General features: G+C 30.8%; 13 protein-coding genes. 1 reads left to right on the top strand and 12 read right to left on the bottom strand.

The annotated features are described in order from the left end of the window. Positions 1 to 116: 116 nt before the first annotated feature. The 11 genes from ACJDTP_RS19600 to ACJDTP_RS19650 form a co-directional block, all read right to left on the bottom strand. Entirely contained in the window at positions 117 to 470 is a 354-nt protein-coding gene (locus tag ACJDTP_RS19600; RefSeq protein ID WP_406762193.1) for a hypothetical protein, read from the bottom strand. A 282-nt stretch (positions 471 to 752) separates the two neighbouring features. Then, positions 753 to 1,739 (bottom strand): ABC transporter ATP-binding protein, encoded by a 987-nt coding sequence (locus ACJDTP_RS19605; RefSeq protein ID WP_406762194.1) that lies wholly within the window; start codon positions 1,737 to 1,739, stop codon positions 753 to 755. Then, positions 1,732 to 2,721 carry an ABC transporter ATP-binding protein gene (locus tag ACJDTP_RS19610; RefSeq protein ID WP_406762195.1) on the bottom strand — a complete coding sequence of 330 codons (990 nt, stop codon included), beginning with the start codon at positions 2,719 to 2,721 and terminating at the stop codon, positions 1,732 to 1,734. Before ACJDTP_RS19610 ends, ACJDTP_RS19605 begins: the two co-directional genes overlap by 8 nt. Before the next feature lie 13 nt (positions 2,722 to 2,734). Next, positions 2,735 to 3,577, bottom strand: coding sequence for an oligopeptide ABC transporter permease (gene opp4C, locus ACJDTP_RS19615; RefSeq protein ID WP_406762196.1), 843 nt, complete (start codon positions 3,575 to 3,577; stop codon positions 2,735 to 2,737). A 12-nt stretch (positions 3,578 to 3,589) separates the two neighbouring features. Further along, positions 3,590 to 4,561: an ABC transporter permease gene (locus tag ACJDTP_RS19620; protein ID WP_041899072.1), complete on the bottom strand. Its 972-nt coding sequence runs from the start codon at positions 4,559 to 4,561 to the stop codon at positions 3,590 to 3,592. 103 nt (positions 4,562 to 4,664) lie between these two features. Beyond that, positions 4,665 to 6,341, bottom strand: coding sequence for a peptide-binding protein (locus tag ACJDTP_RS19625; RefSeq protein WP_406762197.1), 1,677 nt, complete (start codon positions 6,339 to 6,341; stop codon positions 4,665 to 4,667). A 396-nt stretch (positions 6,342 to 6,737) separates the two neighbouring features. Beyond that, positions 6,738 to 7,166, bottom strand: a complete 429-nt coding sequence (locus ACJDTP_RS19630; protein WP_406762198.1) for an EamA family transporter — start codon at positions 7,164 to 7,166, stop codon at positions 6,738 to 6,740. Between the two features lie 40 nt (positions 7,167 to 7,206). Further along, the gene (locus tag ACJDTP_RS19635; RefSeq protein ID WP_406762199.1) at positions 7,207 to 9,558 is read right to left on the bottom strand and encodes a sensor histidine kinase; all 2,352 of its coding nucleotides are present in this window, start codon (positions 9,556 to 9,558) and stop codon (positions 7,207 to 7,209) included. A gap of 384 nt (positions 9,559 to 9,942) precedes the next feature. Further along, the gene (locus ACJDTP_RS19640; protein ID WP_078114735.1) at positions 9,943 to 11,376 is read right to left on the bottom strand and encodes a 6-phospho-beta-glucosidase; all 1,434 of its coding nucleotides are present in this window, start codon (positions 11,374 to 11,376) and stop codon (positions 9,943 to 9,945) included. A 579-nt stretch (positions 11,377 to 11,955) separates the two neighbouring features. Then, positions 11,956 to 13,002, bottom strand: a complete 1,047-nt coding sequence (locus ACJDTP_RS19645; RefSeq protein WP_171772388.1) for a CAP domain-containing protein — start codon at positions 13,000 to 13,002, stop codon at positions 11,956 to 11,958. 528 nt (positions 13,003 to 13,530) lie between these two features. Then, positions 13,531 to 14,031 (bottom strand): AAA family ATPase, encoded by a 501-nt coding sequence (locus ACJDTP_RS19650; RefSeq protein ID WP_077843950.1) that lies wholly within the window; start codon positions 14,029 to 14,031, stop codon positions 13,531 to 13,533. A gap of 370 nt (positions 14,032 to 14,401) precedes the next feature. Here ACJDTP_RS19650 and ACJDTP_RS19655 point away from each other — a divergent pair, with 370 nt between their 5' ends. Beyond that, on the top strand, positions 14,402 to 15,205 hold the full coding sequence (locus ACJDTP_RS19655; RefSeq protein WP_077843949.1) for a CPBP family intramembrane glutamic endopeptidase: 804 nt from the start codon (positions 14,402 to 14,404) through the stop codon (positions 15,203 to 15,205). Between the two features lie 403 nt (positions 15,206 to 15,608). Here ACJDTP_RS19655 and fabF read toward each other — a convergent pair whose 3' ends face one another. Further along, the gene (gene fabF, locus ACJDTP_RS19660; protein WP_078114733.1) at positions 15,609 to 16,844 is read right to left on the bottom strand and encodes a beta-ketoacyl-ACP synthase II; all 1,236 of its coding nucleotides are present in this window, start codon (positions 16,842 to 16,844) and stop codon (positions 15,609 to 15,611) included. Between the last annotated feature and the right edge of the window lie 15 nt (positions 16,845 to 16,859).

Here is a 16,859-nt window from a genome sequence, read left to right on the forward strand (position 1 = left end):
TACACAAAAAATCTAGTTACTGTATTTATATTTTACTATACAGGTTTAAATGTTTATTTTTTCAATATTCAAAAGTTACAAGTAAATAATGTTAATTAGAAAATAGAGCTAGTATTTTAGTACCCCAAAATTAATCTTTGCCTACACTCTGCTCTTTGATATGATGACATCTTTAATATATTTTCTTCCATCCATTTTCGCTGTTCATAAGAAAATCTTTTTCCAAAGAATAACATAAATTGATTGTCATAATTATCGCCTATTAATCCATAGGTAGATTGAGTAAATTTAATAAACCCAAGAGTCTCTAGCAATGCTGTGTCATGAAGATAAATTGATTTCTCTTCATCAAACATTTCTAATCCCAATTCTTTTTCCAACCTGGATGCTAAAAGATTATGTTTAGATTCACCACATTCATAAAATTTTCCATCTCTTGATAACCAACCACATATACCTGTTTCACTCATTCACTTAATAGGATAGATACTTATTATCTAGATTGTACCTTCCTATTTTACACCTCACTCTCTTGCATAATAATCTGAATATATTATTGCTAATTTTTATGTTTAAGCAGCGTTTTCATTCTGTAAACCAAGAAAATTCAGCATATTAGTATAAAAAAAACTTTTACTTTAAATTTAATATATTTCATAAATTCTATATTTCCACAAAAATGTTCAAATTCCTCTATTTTAAATGGTGTAATGATACATGAAATTAATGGATTGATATGTCAAGTTTACCAATCAATCATATAAGTGACATGCAATAAAATGCTCACCTTCAATTTCTTTAAAGACAGGAATTTCATTTTTGCATCGCTCATATGCATATACGCAGCGATTACAAAATTTACACCCATTTTCTCTATCTTTCAATGTTATCTCTGATTCTTTTAGACTAAGCCTCTGCTTTCGCAATTTTGGATGACTAACCGGCATAGATTCAAGTAACATTTTTGTATATGGATGCATCGGATTATCAAATAAATCTTTTTTTTCGGCTAACTCAACAATGTTCCCTAAATACATAACTGCAATTCTATCACAGAAGTATTTTACAACGCCTAAGTCATGAGATATAAACAAAAAAGTTAGTAGGTATCGTGTTTTTAATTCATTCAGTAAATTTATAATCTGTGCTTGAATAGAAACATCTAATGCAGCCACTGGTTCGTCTGCAACCACAAATTTAGGCTGGACAGCCAAAGCTCTAGCAATTCCTATTCGTTGACGTTGACCACCACTAAATTCATGAGGATATCGATTTATAGCTTCTTTATCCATACCACAAATCCTTAAGTATTCTTCTGCTATATTAAATGCATCTTTCCCACGTATCAATCTATGTTTCTTAATTCCTTCTGCTATAATTTGTCCAACTTTCATTCTTTTATCTAAACTAGCAAATGGATCTTGAAAAATAATCTGCATATCTTTTCTTAATCTGTACATTTCCTTGTTACTAATTGATTTATTATTTTCGATATCAAATAAAGTCTTATCTTCAAATATTACTTTTCCACCATCAGCATCTATTAATTTCAATATAGTTCTGGCTGTTGTAGACTTTCCACATCCTGATTCTCCTACCAACGCAAAACATTCTCCTTTTTTTATTGAGAATGAAATATCATTTACCGCATCTAAAACAATCTTTTCTCTTCCCAAAAAGCTTTTTTCAATTACATATTTCTTTCTAATCCGATCTACTTCTAAAATAGTGTCAATCAAAATCCTTTCCCTCCTCATATAACCAACATGCTACTTTATGATTATCTCTAATATTAAATAATGGTGGAATCTCGCCTTCGCATTTTACACAAAACTTTTTAGAACATCTATTACTAAATCGGCACCCTGAGGGCATATCTGATAAAGATGGCACTATTCCTTCAATACTTTTTAGAGGTTTTCCACTTTCACACCTATGCGGTTGTGACTCCAATAATCCAAGAGTATAAGGATGTCTAGCATTATCGAATAACTCATATACATTACATTGCTCAACCACCTTTCCTCCGTACAATACCATAACTTCATCACAGACTTCAGCAACTACCGATAAATCATGGGTAATAAACAAAATAGATGTTTTTGCTTTATTATTTAATTCTTTTAATAGAAATAGAATTTGAGCCTGAATAGTTACATCTAGCGCTGTTGTAGGTTCATCTGAGATTAATATTTCTGGTTCACAGCTTAGAGCCATTGCAATCATTACTCTCTGACGCATCCCTCCACTCAAGTTGTGTGGATAAGAATTATAAACTTTTTCTGGATTTGGAATATGGACTGCTATAAGAATCTCAATTACCTTCTCCTTAAGTGCTCTCCCATGCAAACTTTTATGTATCTTTAGTGGCTCTGCTATTTGCCTTCCTATTTTAAATACTGGATTTAGTGAAGTCATTGGTTCCTGAAATATCATAGAAATTTCATTTCCACGAATATATTCAAACTGTTTTTCTGTAAACTTACTTAAATCATTTCCATCAAATAATATTTCTCCATTTTCAATCTTACTTATCTTATCTGGTAGCAGTCCCATGATAGATAAAGCTAAAGTACTCTTACCACAACCAGATTCCCCAATAATTCCTAATATTCTGCCCTTTTCAAAAGCAAAGCTTACATCATCTACAGCTATTACTTTATCTTTTCCTTCCCCAAAACTAACAGATAGATTATTAATACGGAGAATTTGTTTATCCATATTTGCACCCCTCCTATATATTCATTTTGGGATCAAGAGAATCCCTAAGTCCATCTCCTACAAAATTAATTGATAGAACTGATAAGAATACCAATACTCCTGCCGGAATCCAAAGCCACCATTCGTATTGCAATACACGCATACTTTGAGCTGCTGATAATATATTCCCCCAGCTTGGCTCAGGCTGTTTTACTCCTAATCCTAAGAAGCTTAAACCAGCTTCCATTAAAATCCCTTGTGCAACAGCTAACGTAGCATTCACTATAACCGGTGATAATGTATTGGGTAGCAAATGATTAATAATAATCTCAAAACTGTTAAGCCCCATAGCTCGTGCAGCTTCAATAAATTCACTTTGTTTAATAGAAAGAATTTCAGCTCTTACAATTCTAGAAACTCCCGTCCATTGTAAAAGACCTATAATCAAAATTACGTTCCAAACACTAGGTCCAGCTAGCGCAGCAACTGTAATTGCTATCACAAAGAAAGGAAAACACATAATTGTATCGACTATACGCATGATTGCATTATCAATCCAGCCTCCATAAAATCCGCTGATGCATCCTAACGTAACTCCTATTAGCAGCTGCAAAACAGTTGCACTTACTGCAATCCCCAATGAAATACGTCCACCATATAATAATCTGGTAAATACATCTCTTCCAAGTTCATCTGTTCCAAATAAATGTTTTAAACTTGGTTGACTTTCTATATTCATTAAATCTATCGAGTCTCTCCCATAACTTGACAAAAAGGGTGCAAAAATCGCTGCTAATACAAATATACTCAAAAGACAAAAGCCAATTGCGGCCAGCTTATTCTTTAGAAACCTCGTTAAAATTACATGTTTTAGCACACTTTCCCTCCTTTAATCAAATTCTATACGTTTATCTACAGCTGCATAAAGTATATCTGCCAATAAATTCGTAAATAAACTTATTATTGCAACCATCATAACTATGCCCATAATAAGTGGATAATCCCTGCTAATAACAGCATTGTAGTTCAGCCTTCCAATCCCTGGCCAAACAAAAATTGTCTCTGTAAGAAGAGCGCCTGATAATAATGATGGTATCTGCATAGTTACTACTGTAATTAAAGTCAGTAGTTCATTTTTTAAGGCATGCTGGTATATAACATTCCTCTTCCTAACTCCTTTTGAACGTGCTGTACGTATATAATCTGTTTTTAAAATTTCAATCATATCAGAACGTGTATAACGCATTAAACTAGCCGTATTCATTAGTGCAAGAACTATCATCGGCAATAACATATGCTTTGCAACATCTATTACGAATGCCAAGCCAGTTAAATTAACGCCTGTAGTCACCATACCCGATATAGGAAGCCATCCTAGATTTACAGAAAACACTTTAATCAAAATCATACCAAAGAAAAAGGATGGAATAGATAATCCTATAAATGCAAATACTGTGACAATGTAGTCAGTTTTAGTAAACTGTTTTGTGGCGCTTATAACTCCACATGGAATCGCTATCAAAATACTAAGAATCATTGAACATATAGATAAGATAACTGTATTGCCCAGCCTGCTGCCTATAACATTTAGAACTGGCTGTTTAAATTGAATAGAATATCCAAGATTTCCTTGTAAAGCTTGCATTAGCCACTTAAAATACTGAATTAATATGGGATCATTGTATCCCAACTGTTCCAACATTTTTTCTTTCATTTCTTGTGAAAGATTAGGATCCATCATAGATGAAAACGGATCTCCTGGTTGCAGCTTTACAAGCATAAAAACAATTATAGAAATTCCAATTAATACAGGTATTGTTTGTATTAAACGCCTAAATACATATTTTTTCAGAACGATCACCTCCCCTTATAAAACTATATCGGTTAGGGCTTTTACCCTAACCAATACATCAAATTTTTAATTTTTATATTTCACTTCTATATCGCTCCTGCGCAGTAACTTCCTATTTTGAAATCGTCCAGTTTTGTATGTCTGGAAATACAGAATATGCTGAGTACTTATATCCTTGCAATTTAGGATTATGAGCACGAATAGCATTTTGTGAATATAAAAATACATATGGTGCTTCATCATTCAATAATTGTCCCCATTTTGCATAAACTTCTTTACGTTCATTACGATCAATAGTAGTTGCAGCCTTTTCTATAAATTCATCACTTTTAGCATTTATAAAGTTAGAAAAATTAAATTGAGAATTATTTGCAATGCTTGAAGACCAATAACGATCGGCATCACCCGGATCAACTTCTAAGGTGAATCCTAATAATCCCATGTCATAATCTCCTTGTCCTTTAGTTTTTGCCATAGCAGAAGCAACATCCATAGTGCTGATATTTACTATAATACCTACATCCTTTAAATTTTGCTGAATAATTGGAGCACTTTGTTCACGAACCTTATTTCCTGTGGGAACCATTAAATCCACTTCAAATTTCTTACCATCCTTTTCAAGAACTCCATTATTTCCAATCCATCCAGCTTCTTTTAGTAATTCTTTAGCCTTATCTGCATTATAATCATAGGTATTAAGTCCTGACTTAGGATAAGCCCATCCAGCTAGAGATATAGGTGCATTTATTACTTGTCCATGTTCACCTAGTAAACTATCAACTATGCCTTTTCTGTTTATCGCATAAGTGATTGCTTGACGTACTCTTTTATCTTTAAAGAAATCTCTATTGCCATTCATAGTCATAAATTGATAATTCGCACTTGGTTTCTCCTCTATTTTTATACCTGCATCTTTTAACATCTTTAAATCTTCTTCTTTTGTGCTTGAAAGTTCAACAATATCAAGATCCTCCTTTGCTAACTCTGAAAGCTCTGTTTCTGTATTAGCAACCTTAAAAATAAATTTATCTATTTTAGGAGCCCCTCCAAAATAACTATCGTTTTTAGCTAATTCAACATATTGGTCTGGTTTAAAATCTATAAGCTTATATGGTCCGGTTCCTACAGGCTTGTTAAGTAAATCACTTTGTTTGTCCCAATCAGCAACATTTACTTTACTCCAAATATGCTTCGGAATTATTCCACGCTGTGAAAAATTTGATAATGCTGGTGCATAAACTTTAGAATATGTAAAGCTTATGGTATATTTATCAATAACCTTAATTCCACTTATAGAATCTGCGTTACCATCGTGATAATCCTGCGCACCAACTATTTTGGAAATTTCATTGAATCTTGATCCTGTATACTTTGGATCAGCCATACTAGTAAATGTAAATGCAACATCATCTGCTGTAAAATCTTCTCCATCATGCCATTTGACATCTTTTCTTAAATTGAATGTCACAGTAAGATTATCACCTGAAAATTCATATTTATCTGCAAGTCCAGGCTTAAAATCATTATTCTCATCCAATAAAATCAATGGTGAATATACCAAGCTATTTACATTATTATCATACGTTGTATTTGATAATAATGGACTAAACAAACCTTTAGGTGAAGATTCTACAGCATATCTTAATACAGATTCACCACTTGATGATTGATTATCTGCTGATGAATTAGTTGGTATTTCTGCAGATGTACTTCCACAGCCATTTAATAGCAATATAGATAGTAACATTGAAAGCATACCAGCTAATATTTTATTTTTTCTCCGAAACATAAATATTCCTCTCTTTCATAACTTGATTTTGATTCATATAACTTAAAGTATTGATTTTATTAAAATACTTTCCAACACAAATTCTAGGAATATATTTTTCAAATTTCAATTCATAGTATTTTAATATGATTACTTTTTTTAAATTATAACCTTAGCACATTAAAATTTTTATCAAATATATATTGCAATTCACAATGCACATTTCAAAATTCACAATTGCGGCTAAAATCCTTGTAATCTTTTTAGAATTATGATGAAGAATTGTTTTTGCAACGTATATATAAAATATATTTATGAATTTTAATGTGAATAAGCACTACAATTAGACCATCCTATTTATACAAATATTAATCAGTACAAAAAAATCAATCACTACAAGATTGTAGTGATTGATTTTTACTTTTTATTTATAAATATTAGTCCAATAATGCATAATATTATTCCTAGTAGTTTATTTATATTAAAGCCTTCCTTATAAAAAATTATACCTACCGGAATGAGTATAAGTGCAAGAAAAATATTAGATACTAGAGAACCTATACTTATATCCCAGCCTGATCTATATACCATTATATATCCAAATTCAAGACCAACAATAGCAAAGCCAAGTAATATACTCGCCCAATTCAGATCATCAAAGGATTCAAAAAATCCTTTATCTGATTTATAAAATCTAAATGCTATAGCAGCTACAATTACTCCAGTTAAATAAGTGATGAATAAAGAAGAGAAAGGGTTAGCCTTCTCCGGAACTGATTTTGAGCAAATATGATAAATCATATTTGATACAACAACAATTATAATAGAAAATGCATACATAAACATAAAAATCTCCTCCATTAGTTTTACTGTAATTCTTTTATGGTCATAGATAAATATCAGAAAATTCCACCCTAGTTGATTCTAAAATATGATTATAAAAAAACTCTTTTGATGATCTGTACTCATATGTTTCGGTAACCTTTTCATTTGGTAGCATTACTATAAAAGCGCTCCCTTTGCTAACTTTACTATTTACAAAAATTCTCCCACCTAGATCCTCAACAAATTTCTTAACTAATGATAATCCTAATCCTGTTCCCTCCACTTGACGAGATAGAGAACTATCTACCTGCCCAAACTGCTCAAAAATTGTATCTATTTTATCACTTGGAATACCTATACCTTCATCGCTTACTTCTATAAATATATTTTCTTTTAAAGCATTAAACCGTACAGTTATTTTCTTATTATCAGAAGTAAATTTAATAGCATTAGAGAGAAGATTTAAAAGTATCCTTGCGAATTTTTCATTATCAATAGCCACCTCAAATTCTTTATATGATGTTTCTAATATCAAATCAATTTCTTTTTTAGTAGCATATGATCTTACAGACTCAACAATCGCATCTATAAAAAAAACAATATCTATATTCTTTTTATTTATCTTAGTACTCTTCAAATTTGAACTAGTTATATCGAGAATATTGTTTACTAGCCTTAATTGTCTAAATGTATTAAGTTTTATCATCCCCAAATATTTTTTAGTATTATTTGATAACTCATTAAAACAAATATACTCCATAGCCTGTACTGCTGAATTAATTACATTTAGTGGTGTCCTGAATTCATGCGATATTATGGAAAGAAATTCATCCTTCATAGCTATTGTTTTTTCTAATGTTTCATTCCTTTCAAATTCAGCCTGCAAAACCGAATCATGTTGAGATTTTATGATCCTTTCCTGCTTAACTTTTTCCGTTACATCTTTCATACACATCATTCCAAATAAGAAATTACCACTATCATCATATACAGGACTACCACTTATACACATATATATATTTTCGCTATATCTCTTTATAATTATTCTATACTCAGTAATTATTTCTCCTCTTAAAATTCTATCTGACGGAAGGCTCCCCTCCCTCAATTCCTTCATATTAACATCAAAATATTTTATTTCACTATCATTTTTATTTCTTCCTTCAATTATTTTTATAACATTAAAATGTTTCTCTGCTGCTTTATTAAGCATAACCAGATTGCCGCATTTTCCTATAGCTACAACTCCATCAGACATGTTATCAATAATTGCTTTTAATTGCTCTCTATTATTTCTAATTTTTTTCTCATTACTTACAAGTTCTGTAATATCATCAAAGGCGGTAACTGACATTAACACAGTATTTTCTTTATCATAAATAGGTGAAGAACTCATATCTAAAACACTTTCTTTACCATTATCTACAACTGTAATACGTTGATTTTTAATTTTCTCACCTTTTAAAGCGCGAAACGATGGCATGTCTTCAATATCAATTTCTTTTCCTGATTCATTAAAGTATTTAACTTCACTATTTTTTCCATATGAAGTCTTTGACTCATTAGAGTGTTCAATCAATTTTCTCGATATCTCATTTTGCTGAAGTATATCTCCTTCTTTTGATCTAACGAATACTCCATTTGGAATACTTTCAAATACAGCCTCCATTTCTTTGTTTTGAAGGTTAATGGCATCAATTTGTTCTTCAACTTTCTTTCTATTAAGTACCTTTTCTGTAACTTCAGATGTATTACTTACCACATATTTTATACTTTCACCTTCTGTAACTGGAATAATTATGGAATCCCAATATGTAATTCCTCTTTCATATCCAATATGTTCATATTCTTTTACTTGAACTGCTTTTCCTGTAAGTATAGCTTCCTTCCAAAACTTTTCTACTTTACTTCCGCTCCATCCTAATATAATCTTATCTATATTTTTTCCTATACTATAATATGATTGATTAAACGGATGTTCTAAGAAATCTAAATATTGCTGATTCGCCTTGATAAGTATCATATCAGGAACACTATAAACAGCTACTCCCACGAAGTTTGATTTACATAATTCCGATAAATATGTATGTTTAGCTTCAAGTCTTGAATTTGGTTTTTCTCTAATAATAAATAATTGACTATCTTCTTCCTTAATTATTTCTATTGAAATTGATCTAAATTCAAGAGATTTAGTAAATAAAAAATAGTCGGCCTTTTCAGCGATGTTTTTTATATCAACGCTTGGGCCGACTCTTAGAATTTTAAATATCTCTGCGATACTTTTTTCAAGCAAGTCAGCAGTTGTATATTCCGTAATTTCTGCAAACTGTTGACTCACCTTAAAAACCTTATGATTTTTTAATAATATATAAGAAATCTCTTCTATGCACTCAAGGTACCTTCTATCTTCCATAATAGTATCCTCCTAAGCTATCCATTATCATTAGCATATGCAACAAAATAAGTAATATTTTACCACAGTATTTTGTATATTTCTACTCCTAAATTTTCTTAATTTAAATTATTTTGAATTTTTCTGCATTATTCTTTCGTTATATTTCATTCTAAGAATAAGTTTAAATTCCCAATAAAGTAAATCTTCTTAATTCATTTATATTTTTGCAAATGTCTTACTATAGGAAATTTATAAAGGATATCATATATGGATTATTAATATAAACCATAAAAATATTTTTCTTCTGTTAACTAATCTAAGTAATTGCAGTTGTTCTTCTAATTGCACCATTAATATGATCTCAGTATTTTAAACTTAATCCTTCCTACCTCTGTCCATTATTTAAACTTCTTCGCCATTAGATGAAATTACTTTCTTATACCAATCAAATGATTTCTTCTTCGATCTCTCTAACGTTCCATTTCCTTCATTATCTTTATCCACATATATAAATCCATAACGTTTCTTCATTTCTCCTGTAGTAAATGAAATACAATCAATACATCCCCACGGAGTGTATCCAAGCAAATCAACACCATCTAATTCAATGGCTTTTTTCATTTCTTTTATATGTTCCCTTAAATAATCTATTCTATAATTATCATTACATGAACCATCTGCCTCCTTAACATCAATAGCACCAAATCCATTTTCCACTATAAATAATGGAAGTTCATATCTTTCATATAATAAATTTAAAGAATATCTTAAACCAACAGGATCAATTTGCCATCCCCAATCTGAGGCTTTTACATGTGGATTCCTAACACTTGCACTTGATCCTCCATTTACCGAATCCTTATTAACTTCATTAACTCCTGATTTAACTACATCAGACATATAATAACTAAACCCTAAATAATCTACAGTCCCCTCAGCTAAAATTTTAGCATCTTCTAGTTCCATCTTGATATCATACCCTTTTCTACTCCATTCTTTTAATGCATAAGAAGGATAATGACCTCTGCAATGTACATCAGCAAAAAAATAGCGATCATGCATTGATTCAACTTGAAGCATCATATCATCTGGATTGCAGGAGAAAGGATATATGGGAACAAATGAACACATACATCCAATTTTAAAGTCCGGATTTATTTCATGCCCCTTTTTAACTACTAATGCACTAGCAATTAATTCATGATGAACAGCTTGATACATTACCTCTTCTCTATTCTCGCCTTCTTTAAACTGAATTCCTGAACAAGTCCATGCAAATATAGAATTTACAGTATTTTTCTGATTATTAATTTCATTAAAAGTCATCCAGTACTTAACTTTGTTCTTATAACGCTCCATTACAGTGGTTGCATAGCGTACGAAAAATTCAATGACTTTTCGATTACTCCATCCTCCATATTTCTTGACCAAATGATAAGGCATTTCAAAGTGACTTAATGTAATAACAGGCTGAATTCCATGCTTTAATAATTCATCAAACATATTGTCATAAAATTTCAAACCTTCTTCATTAGGCTCAAATTCATCACCTTTAGGGAAAATCCTCGTCCACGCAATACTTGTTCTAAAGCATTTAAAACCCATTTCTGCAAAGAGTGCAATATCTTCTTTATAATGTCCATAAAAATCAATAGCTTCATGGTTAGGATAATTTTCTCCATTAACCACTCCATCTGTTATCCTTCTCGGTACTCCATGAGCTCCTGCGGTCATTACATCTGCGACACTCGGGCCTTTCCCTCCTTTATTCCAACCACCTTCAACTTGGTGAGCTGCAACAGCACCACCCCATAAAAAATCTTTACCAAAAGCCATAAAACTTCCTCCTGACATTTACAATAAAAAAATAATTTTTTAAATAACTATATTATAATCGAGTTTCTACACTCTAATTTTATTTTAATATTTAGCTTACTTCAATTCTAAATACAAATTCACTATTAAAGCATAAATATTAACATTAATACGATAAATAAAATTAATGATTATAAAAACTCAATGATACTTCCTATATAATGCATATTTAAATTTCGCTAAAAATCCCAAATAAATTAACTATTTAATTGCGGAAATTTATTCAAATATTATGCTAAAATTCTTTCGATGTTAACTATAAATATTACACTTTTCATTGGGTATTATAGTTACATTCTATAATAAGCATAACCTAAAATTATATACATATGTACTAATAAGACAAAAAAGTATACCCTAAACGGCACAGTCTTTTAGACATTACCTTTTAGAGTATACTCTCCTCAGTTCAATTCTATTGATTATGTATAATTAAATTAAGCTTATGATTAAACCAAATATCAAAAACTAGAAATAAAGGACTTTCATAAAAATAATTGTCCTTTATTTCGATAAGCCACATGTAATTATTATAGCTTACTAGTTTGAGAATTCTTGTGTTCCCATGTATTTACCATTTCCATAAAGAACCCCTACACCAACTTTAGTATATGCAGAATTCATCATGTTTGCTCTATGACCTGGTGAGTTCCACCATTGAGTAAATAATTCAACAGCGTCATATGTGTTGTATGCTATATTTTCACCTGTTGTAGTATATTTATAGCCTACTGCTTGCAACCAGTTTGTCCACTTTGTTCCATCTGGATTTGTATGGTCAAAGAAATTATTTTGGATCATATCATTACTCTTATACCTAGCCACTTGTAATAAAGTATTATCTAATGTTAACGGTTTTAAACCAGCTTCTGTTCTCTTTGCATTCATTAATTCAAGAATCTTTTGTTCAGCAGCAGCTTGTACAGTTACAGAATAATTAGCAGGTAACTTAGGCAACCCCTGAACATCTAGCGAGCTTGTACTTGTAGAAGTATTAGCTGTACTTCCTGAATTTGTTGTATTTCCAGTTGTTGTAGTACCAGTACTATTTGTGTTTCCTGTTGTAGGTTTTGTTGTCACAGTACCAGTTGTACTTCCTGTTGCAGGTTTAGTTGTTGTTACAGTTCCAGTTGTACCTCCTGTTGTAGGGCAAGTTGTACTTGTCGTATTTGAAGGTTTTACTGTAGATGTTTTATTATTATCTTGTACTACGTTATTTCCAGAATCGAATACCTTATCACTTGATGGAGCTTTAGTCCCTATAATTTGTCCACTTTGAGAAGTTGTATATATTCTATTGTTTACTAAAACCTTTCCAATCTCCATTATACCATTCTGATTTAGGCAATAAGTCTTACCATTAACTTTAATAACACCAGTTTGCATTACTCCACTATTATCAAAGTATGACCATTGACCATTGTTATTAACCCAACCAGTTTGTAATCCTCCATTAGAGAATACATTGTAATAATTGTTAAACATTGAATTAGTAGTCGCTGCAGATACTCCTAATGGTGCAATACTAGTCATTGTTGTAGCAGCAATAACAGCCGTCACTATCTTTCTTAAAAAAGCTTTCTTCATTAGTTTTTCTCCTTTGTTTTTTTATTTGTCTTCTGAATTTTTAAAGTAAACATTTTCTTTATTAATTGCTTTACTTGTTTACTCTTTCAACGAAGTCCATGCCTTAATACTATCATCTTTTCGACATTATTCAACACGATTTTCCTTAAAGATTCTCTTTGAAAAGAAAATAGCTGTAACTTTCTCTATTTTGCTTATTTTTACTCCATCATCCGCCCTTATATGCTCTAAACCCTGACTCTGCAAAGGACTCCCCCCTATATATTTTTTCAAAAATATAATAGTATTATTAAAAATATTACTAATTGAAAACCTTATTTTTTACATTTTATTCATAATTGTTATAATAATTTTAACATTATTTATCTATATTTAAATTTTATAGTTTCACAAAAAAATACAGGTGGATAATCCACCTATAAAATATTAATATAAGAAAGTTAAGTATTAGTTAATGGGGGATCTACACAGTATACATTTTTTTCTCTAAATATATTCCATGTCATTAAAAATAAATAAGATTTATTTTTAAATAATTTTCATTATTTTATCTACAGTTTCCAATACAGAAATGTTGCTTGTATCAATCTTTTTAGTTGACATTTCTTTATATAAATCAAGACGTTCAACACTTCTACTTACGCACTCTTCATCCCGTAACTTTAACTTTACATCTCCTAAAATTCTCTTCTTTAGAGCATCTTCATCACAAATTAAAGTTATCTTGATAACCTCAAAATTCAAATCATTTAGTGGTTCTAATATATCATCAAAAATATCTTCCATATGTATAACCCAATTAAAAATAATATATTCTAATGATGAATTAGTAAGAAAGTTTCTCAATAAATAATTTATATTATTTATCACCATTTTCTTATTTTCATCGTTAACCACGAAAGGATTTATCATCCAGCACCAATCTCCATCAAGCCACACTGAATTTTTCAACTTTTTATTTAATTCTCTACAGGTTGCACTTTTTCCAACCCCCATAGTTCCATTTATTATTATCATTTTTTTCTTCATAACTCTCTCTCCTTTTTATAATGTCCAATTCACACAAACTAATAGGGTACCTCTTTAGAACAACTCCTTTTATAGTCCCATATTTATAGTAGCACTGTCCATTTGATTGTTAAAGATGCCCTTTTTATCATATATCTTCAATGATAATCAGTACATTGTCTATAAAAAAACTTTTAACCCTTATAACAAAAAGTCAAAAAATATAGATTGTACTGCAATCATTTCATGTTTTTCATATAATATTCCAACATTGCCACATAATATTCTAAACTATATGATATAATAATTAATCAAAGTTATTTATTCTATGAAACAAAATATAATTATATCGAAGTGCTAAAACAATTATGTTTTTAAAAGGAGCTTAAAAATGAAATACGAAAAAATATTCCTATCAATCACTTTTTTATTAACTTACTTTATAAGTATAATACTTTTACCGAAAGGTTTTATCGGAGCCTTAACTATTATAATGGTTATTCCAGCTTTCGCTGCTATAATTTCAATATTGATGGAATCAAGGTCATTAAAAGTATTACTAAATCCCTTTACTTACAAAATCACATTGAAGGGCTTAATTTTCGCTATTGCATTTCCATTAATTGTGATCTTTCTATGCGGGTCATCTGCATATTTAACTAAACAAGGTGTATTATCAGAAAATATATCGTACATATTTCTCGATGCTATAAAGATTACTTTGATCTCGTTAACACTTTTTATAGCAGGATTATTTGAAGAGTATGGTTGGAGAGGTTACCTTTTACCTCGACTCTTAAAAAGATACAGTATTAAAAGAACTAATTTTATAATGGGTATTATTTGGTCATTATACTATGTTCCCGCATTCTTTATTCTAAATATGCATTTTGGCTTACCTAAAGCCGTTACATATGTAGTTTTGCAATGTGCAGCTATTTTTGCGTTAAACTACTCCTTTACTTATCTTTATACAATGTCACCAAATGTACTTCTACCAAGTATAATGCACATATTATGGAATAATATAAACATAGCCACACTTGGCTACTCTTATAATAATGTTTCTTATGGATTTGTTATTGGCAATGTAAAAATTATTAATGGGGAAGGATTATTAGGGTTGATTTTTTTAAGCTTATTTGCTATTTACGCTCACAGAAAATTTTCCAATCATCCAAGTTTAAATATATAGATATCTAAAATTAGCTTAATCATAGTATACCACTCAAAAAAAAAAAAAAAAAAAAAAAAAACAGTATAACTCCATACTATGATATCATTACAGACTATCGCATATATGGTTTCGTTCTTTAAAACTCTATCCTAATATTTCTAGTTTTAAATCTAATTTTCTTAAAGAATTAAAGATAGGCCGAGCCACGCTCTACCTATCTTTAATTTTGTTTTTCAGATTATTATGTTTGAATTGTTTTGCTTATGTCTACATTATCATATTATAACAAAATAATCCATATTTTCTTATACATTTGTAAAATCTCACAAAAATAAGGAACCTTCAACAATTTTAATATAAAAGTCGTTTCTAGAGCTTCTTTGAATAAAATAAACTAGCTTAACTCGTTATATCATTTAAACTAATTAAATGCTTTTAAAACCAAAGTTGCATTGTGTCCCCCAAAACCAAATGAATTACTCAAAGCATAAGTAAATTCGAAATTCTTTCCTTCATTAGGTACATAGTTTAAATCACAATCCGGATCTTGATTTTTGTAATTTATTGTTGGAGGGATGAATCCTTCTCTTAGCGCACATGCTGTTATAATCGCCTCTATAGCACCCGAAGCCCCCAAAAGATGACCCGTCATTGATTTTGTTGAGCTTATAGCAAGCTCATACGCATGTTTCCCAAAAACAGATTTTACAGCCATAGTTTCATTTTTGTCATTTGCTTTTGTTGATGTTCCATGAGCGTTTATATATCCTATATCAGAAGGTGTAATCTTTGCATCTTCAAGCGCAATTTTCATACATCTTGCAGCTCCCTCCCCTTCTTCAGCCGGAGCAGTTATATGGAATGCATCATTAGTACATCCATATCCAACTATTTCGGCAATTATATTAGCGCCTCTATTTAAAGCATGCTCATATTCTTCAAGTATAAGCACACCTGAACCTTCTCCAAGTACAAATCCATTTCTTTCTGAATCAAACGGCCTAGATGCAGTAGCCGGATCATGATTTGTTGTCATAGCTTTAATTGCACAAAAACCAGATAAAGTTAGTTTCGTTACACAAGCTTCTGCTCCACCAGCAATCATTATATCTGCATCATTTCTTTGAATTACTTTGAATGCGTTCCCAACTGCATTTGTTGAAGTTGCACACGCTGTAACAGTACATTCATTATAACCTTTAGCTCCAAATTTTATAGCAACGAGTCCTGAAGCCATATTAGCTATCATCATTGGTACCAAAAATGGACTCACTCTTCGAGGACCTCTCTCTTTCAATTCATCATACTGACTTTCTAGGGTTCCAATTCCTCCTATGCCGCTGCCAATTATTACTCCCATGCGTTCTTTATTTATTTTTTCCAAATTAAGCGCTGAATCTTCCACGGCCATTTGAGCTGATGCCAGAGCAAATTGTGCAAATCTATCCATTCTTTTAACTTCTTTTTTATCGACAAATCTACTTGGATCAAAATCTTTTACTTGAGATGCAACTTTAGTAGGTAGATCAGAAACATCTATTCCCTCAATCATACTAATTCCAGACTTTCCAGCCTTTATTGACTTCCAAAGTTCATCTGCTCCAATTCCAAGTGATGTAACTGCTCCAATTCCTGTAATAACTACTCTTCTACTCATACTTAACCTCCTACT

This window comes from Candidatus Clostridium helianthi (genome assembly GCF_045310795.1).
Taxonomy (GTDB): domain Bacteria; phylum Bacillota; class Clostridia; order Clostridiales; family Clostridiaceae; genus Clostridium; species Clostridium helianthi.

Bases quoted from the DNA above. Each gene is read 5' to 3' on its own strand.
- ACJDTP_RS19600 (WP_406762193.1), bottom strand. From the start codon at position 470: ATGAGTGAAACAGGTATATGTGGTTGGTTATCAAGAGATGGAAAATTT.
- ACJDTP_RS19610 (WP_406762195.1), bottom strand. From the start codon at position 2,721: ATGGATAAACAAATTCTCCGTATTAATAATCTATCTGTTAGTTTTGGG.
- ACJDTP_RS19625 (WP_406762197.1), bottom strand. From the start codon at position 6,341: ATGTTTCGGAGAAAAAATAAAATATTAGCTGGTATGCTTTCAATGTTA.
- ACJDTP_RS19630 (WP_406762198.1), bottom strand. From the start codon at position 7,166: ATGTTTATGTATGCATTTTCTATTATAATTGTTGTTGTATCAAATATG.
- ACJDTP_RS19635 (WP_406762199.1), bottom strand. From the start codon at position 9,558: ATGGAAGATAGAAGGTACCTTGAGTGCATAGAAGAGATTTCTTATATA.
- ACJDTP_RS19640 (WP_078114735.1), bottom strand. From the start codon at position 11,376: ATGGCTTTTGGTAAAGATTTTTTATGGGGTGGTGCTGTTGCAGCTCAC.
- ACJDTP_RS19645 (WP_171772388.1), bottom strand. From the start codon at position 13,002: ATGAAGAAAGCTTTTTTAAGAAAGATAGTGACGGCTGTTATTGCTGCT.
- ACJDTP_RS19650 (WP_077843950.1), bottom strand. From the start codon at position 14,031: ATGAAGAAAAAAATGATAATAATAAATGGAACTATGGGGGTTGGAAAA.
- ACJDTP_RS19655 (WP_077843949.1), top strand. From the start codon at position 14,402: ATGAAATACGAAAAAATATTCCTATCAATCACTTTTTTATTAACTTAC.
- fabF (WP_078114733.1), bottom strand. From the start codon at position 16,844: ATGAGTAGAAGAGTAGTTATTACAGGAATTGGAGCAGTTACATCACTT.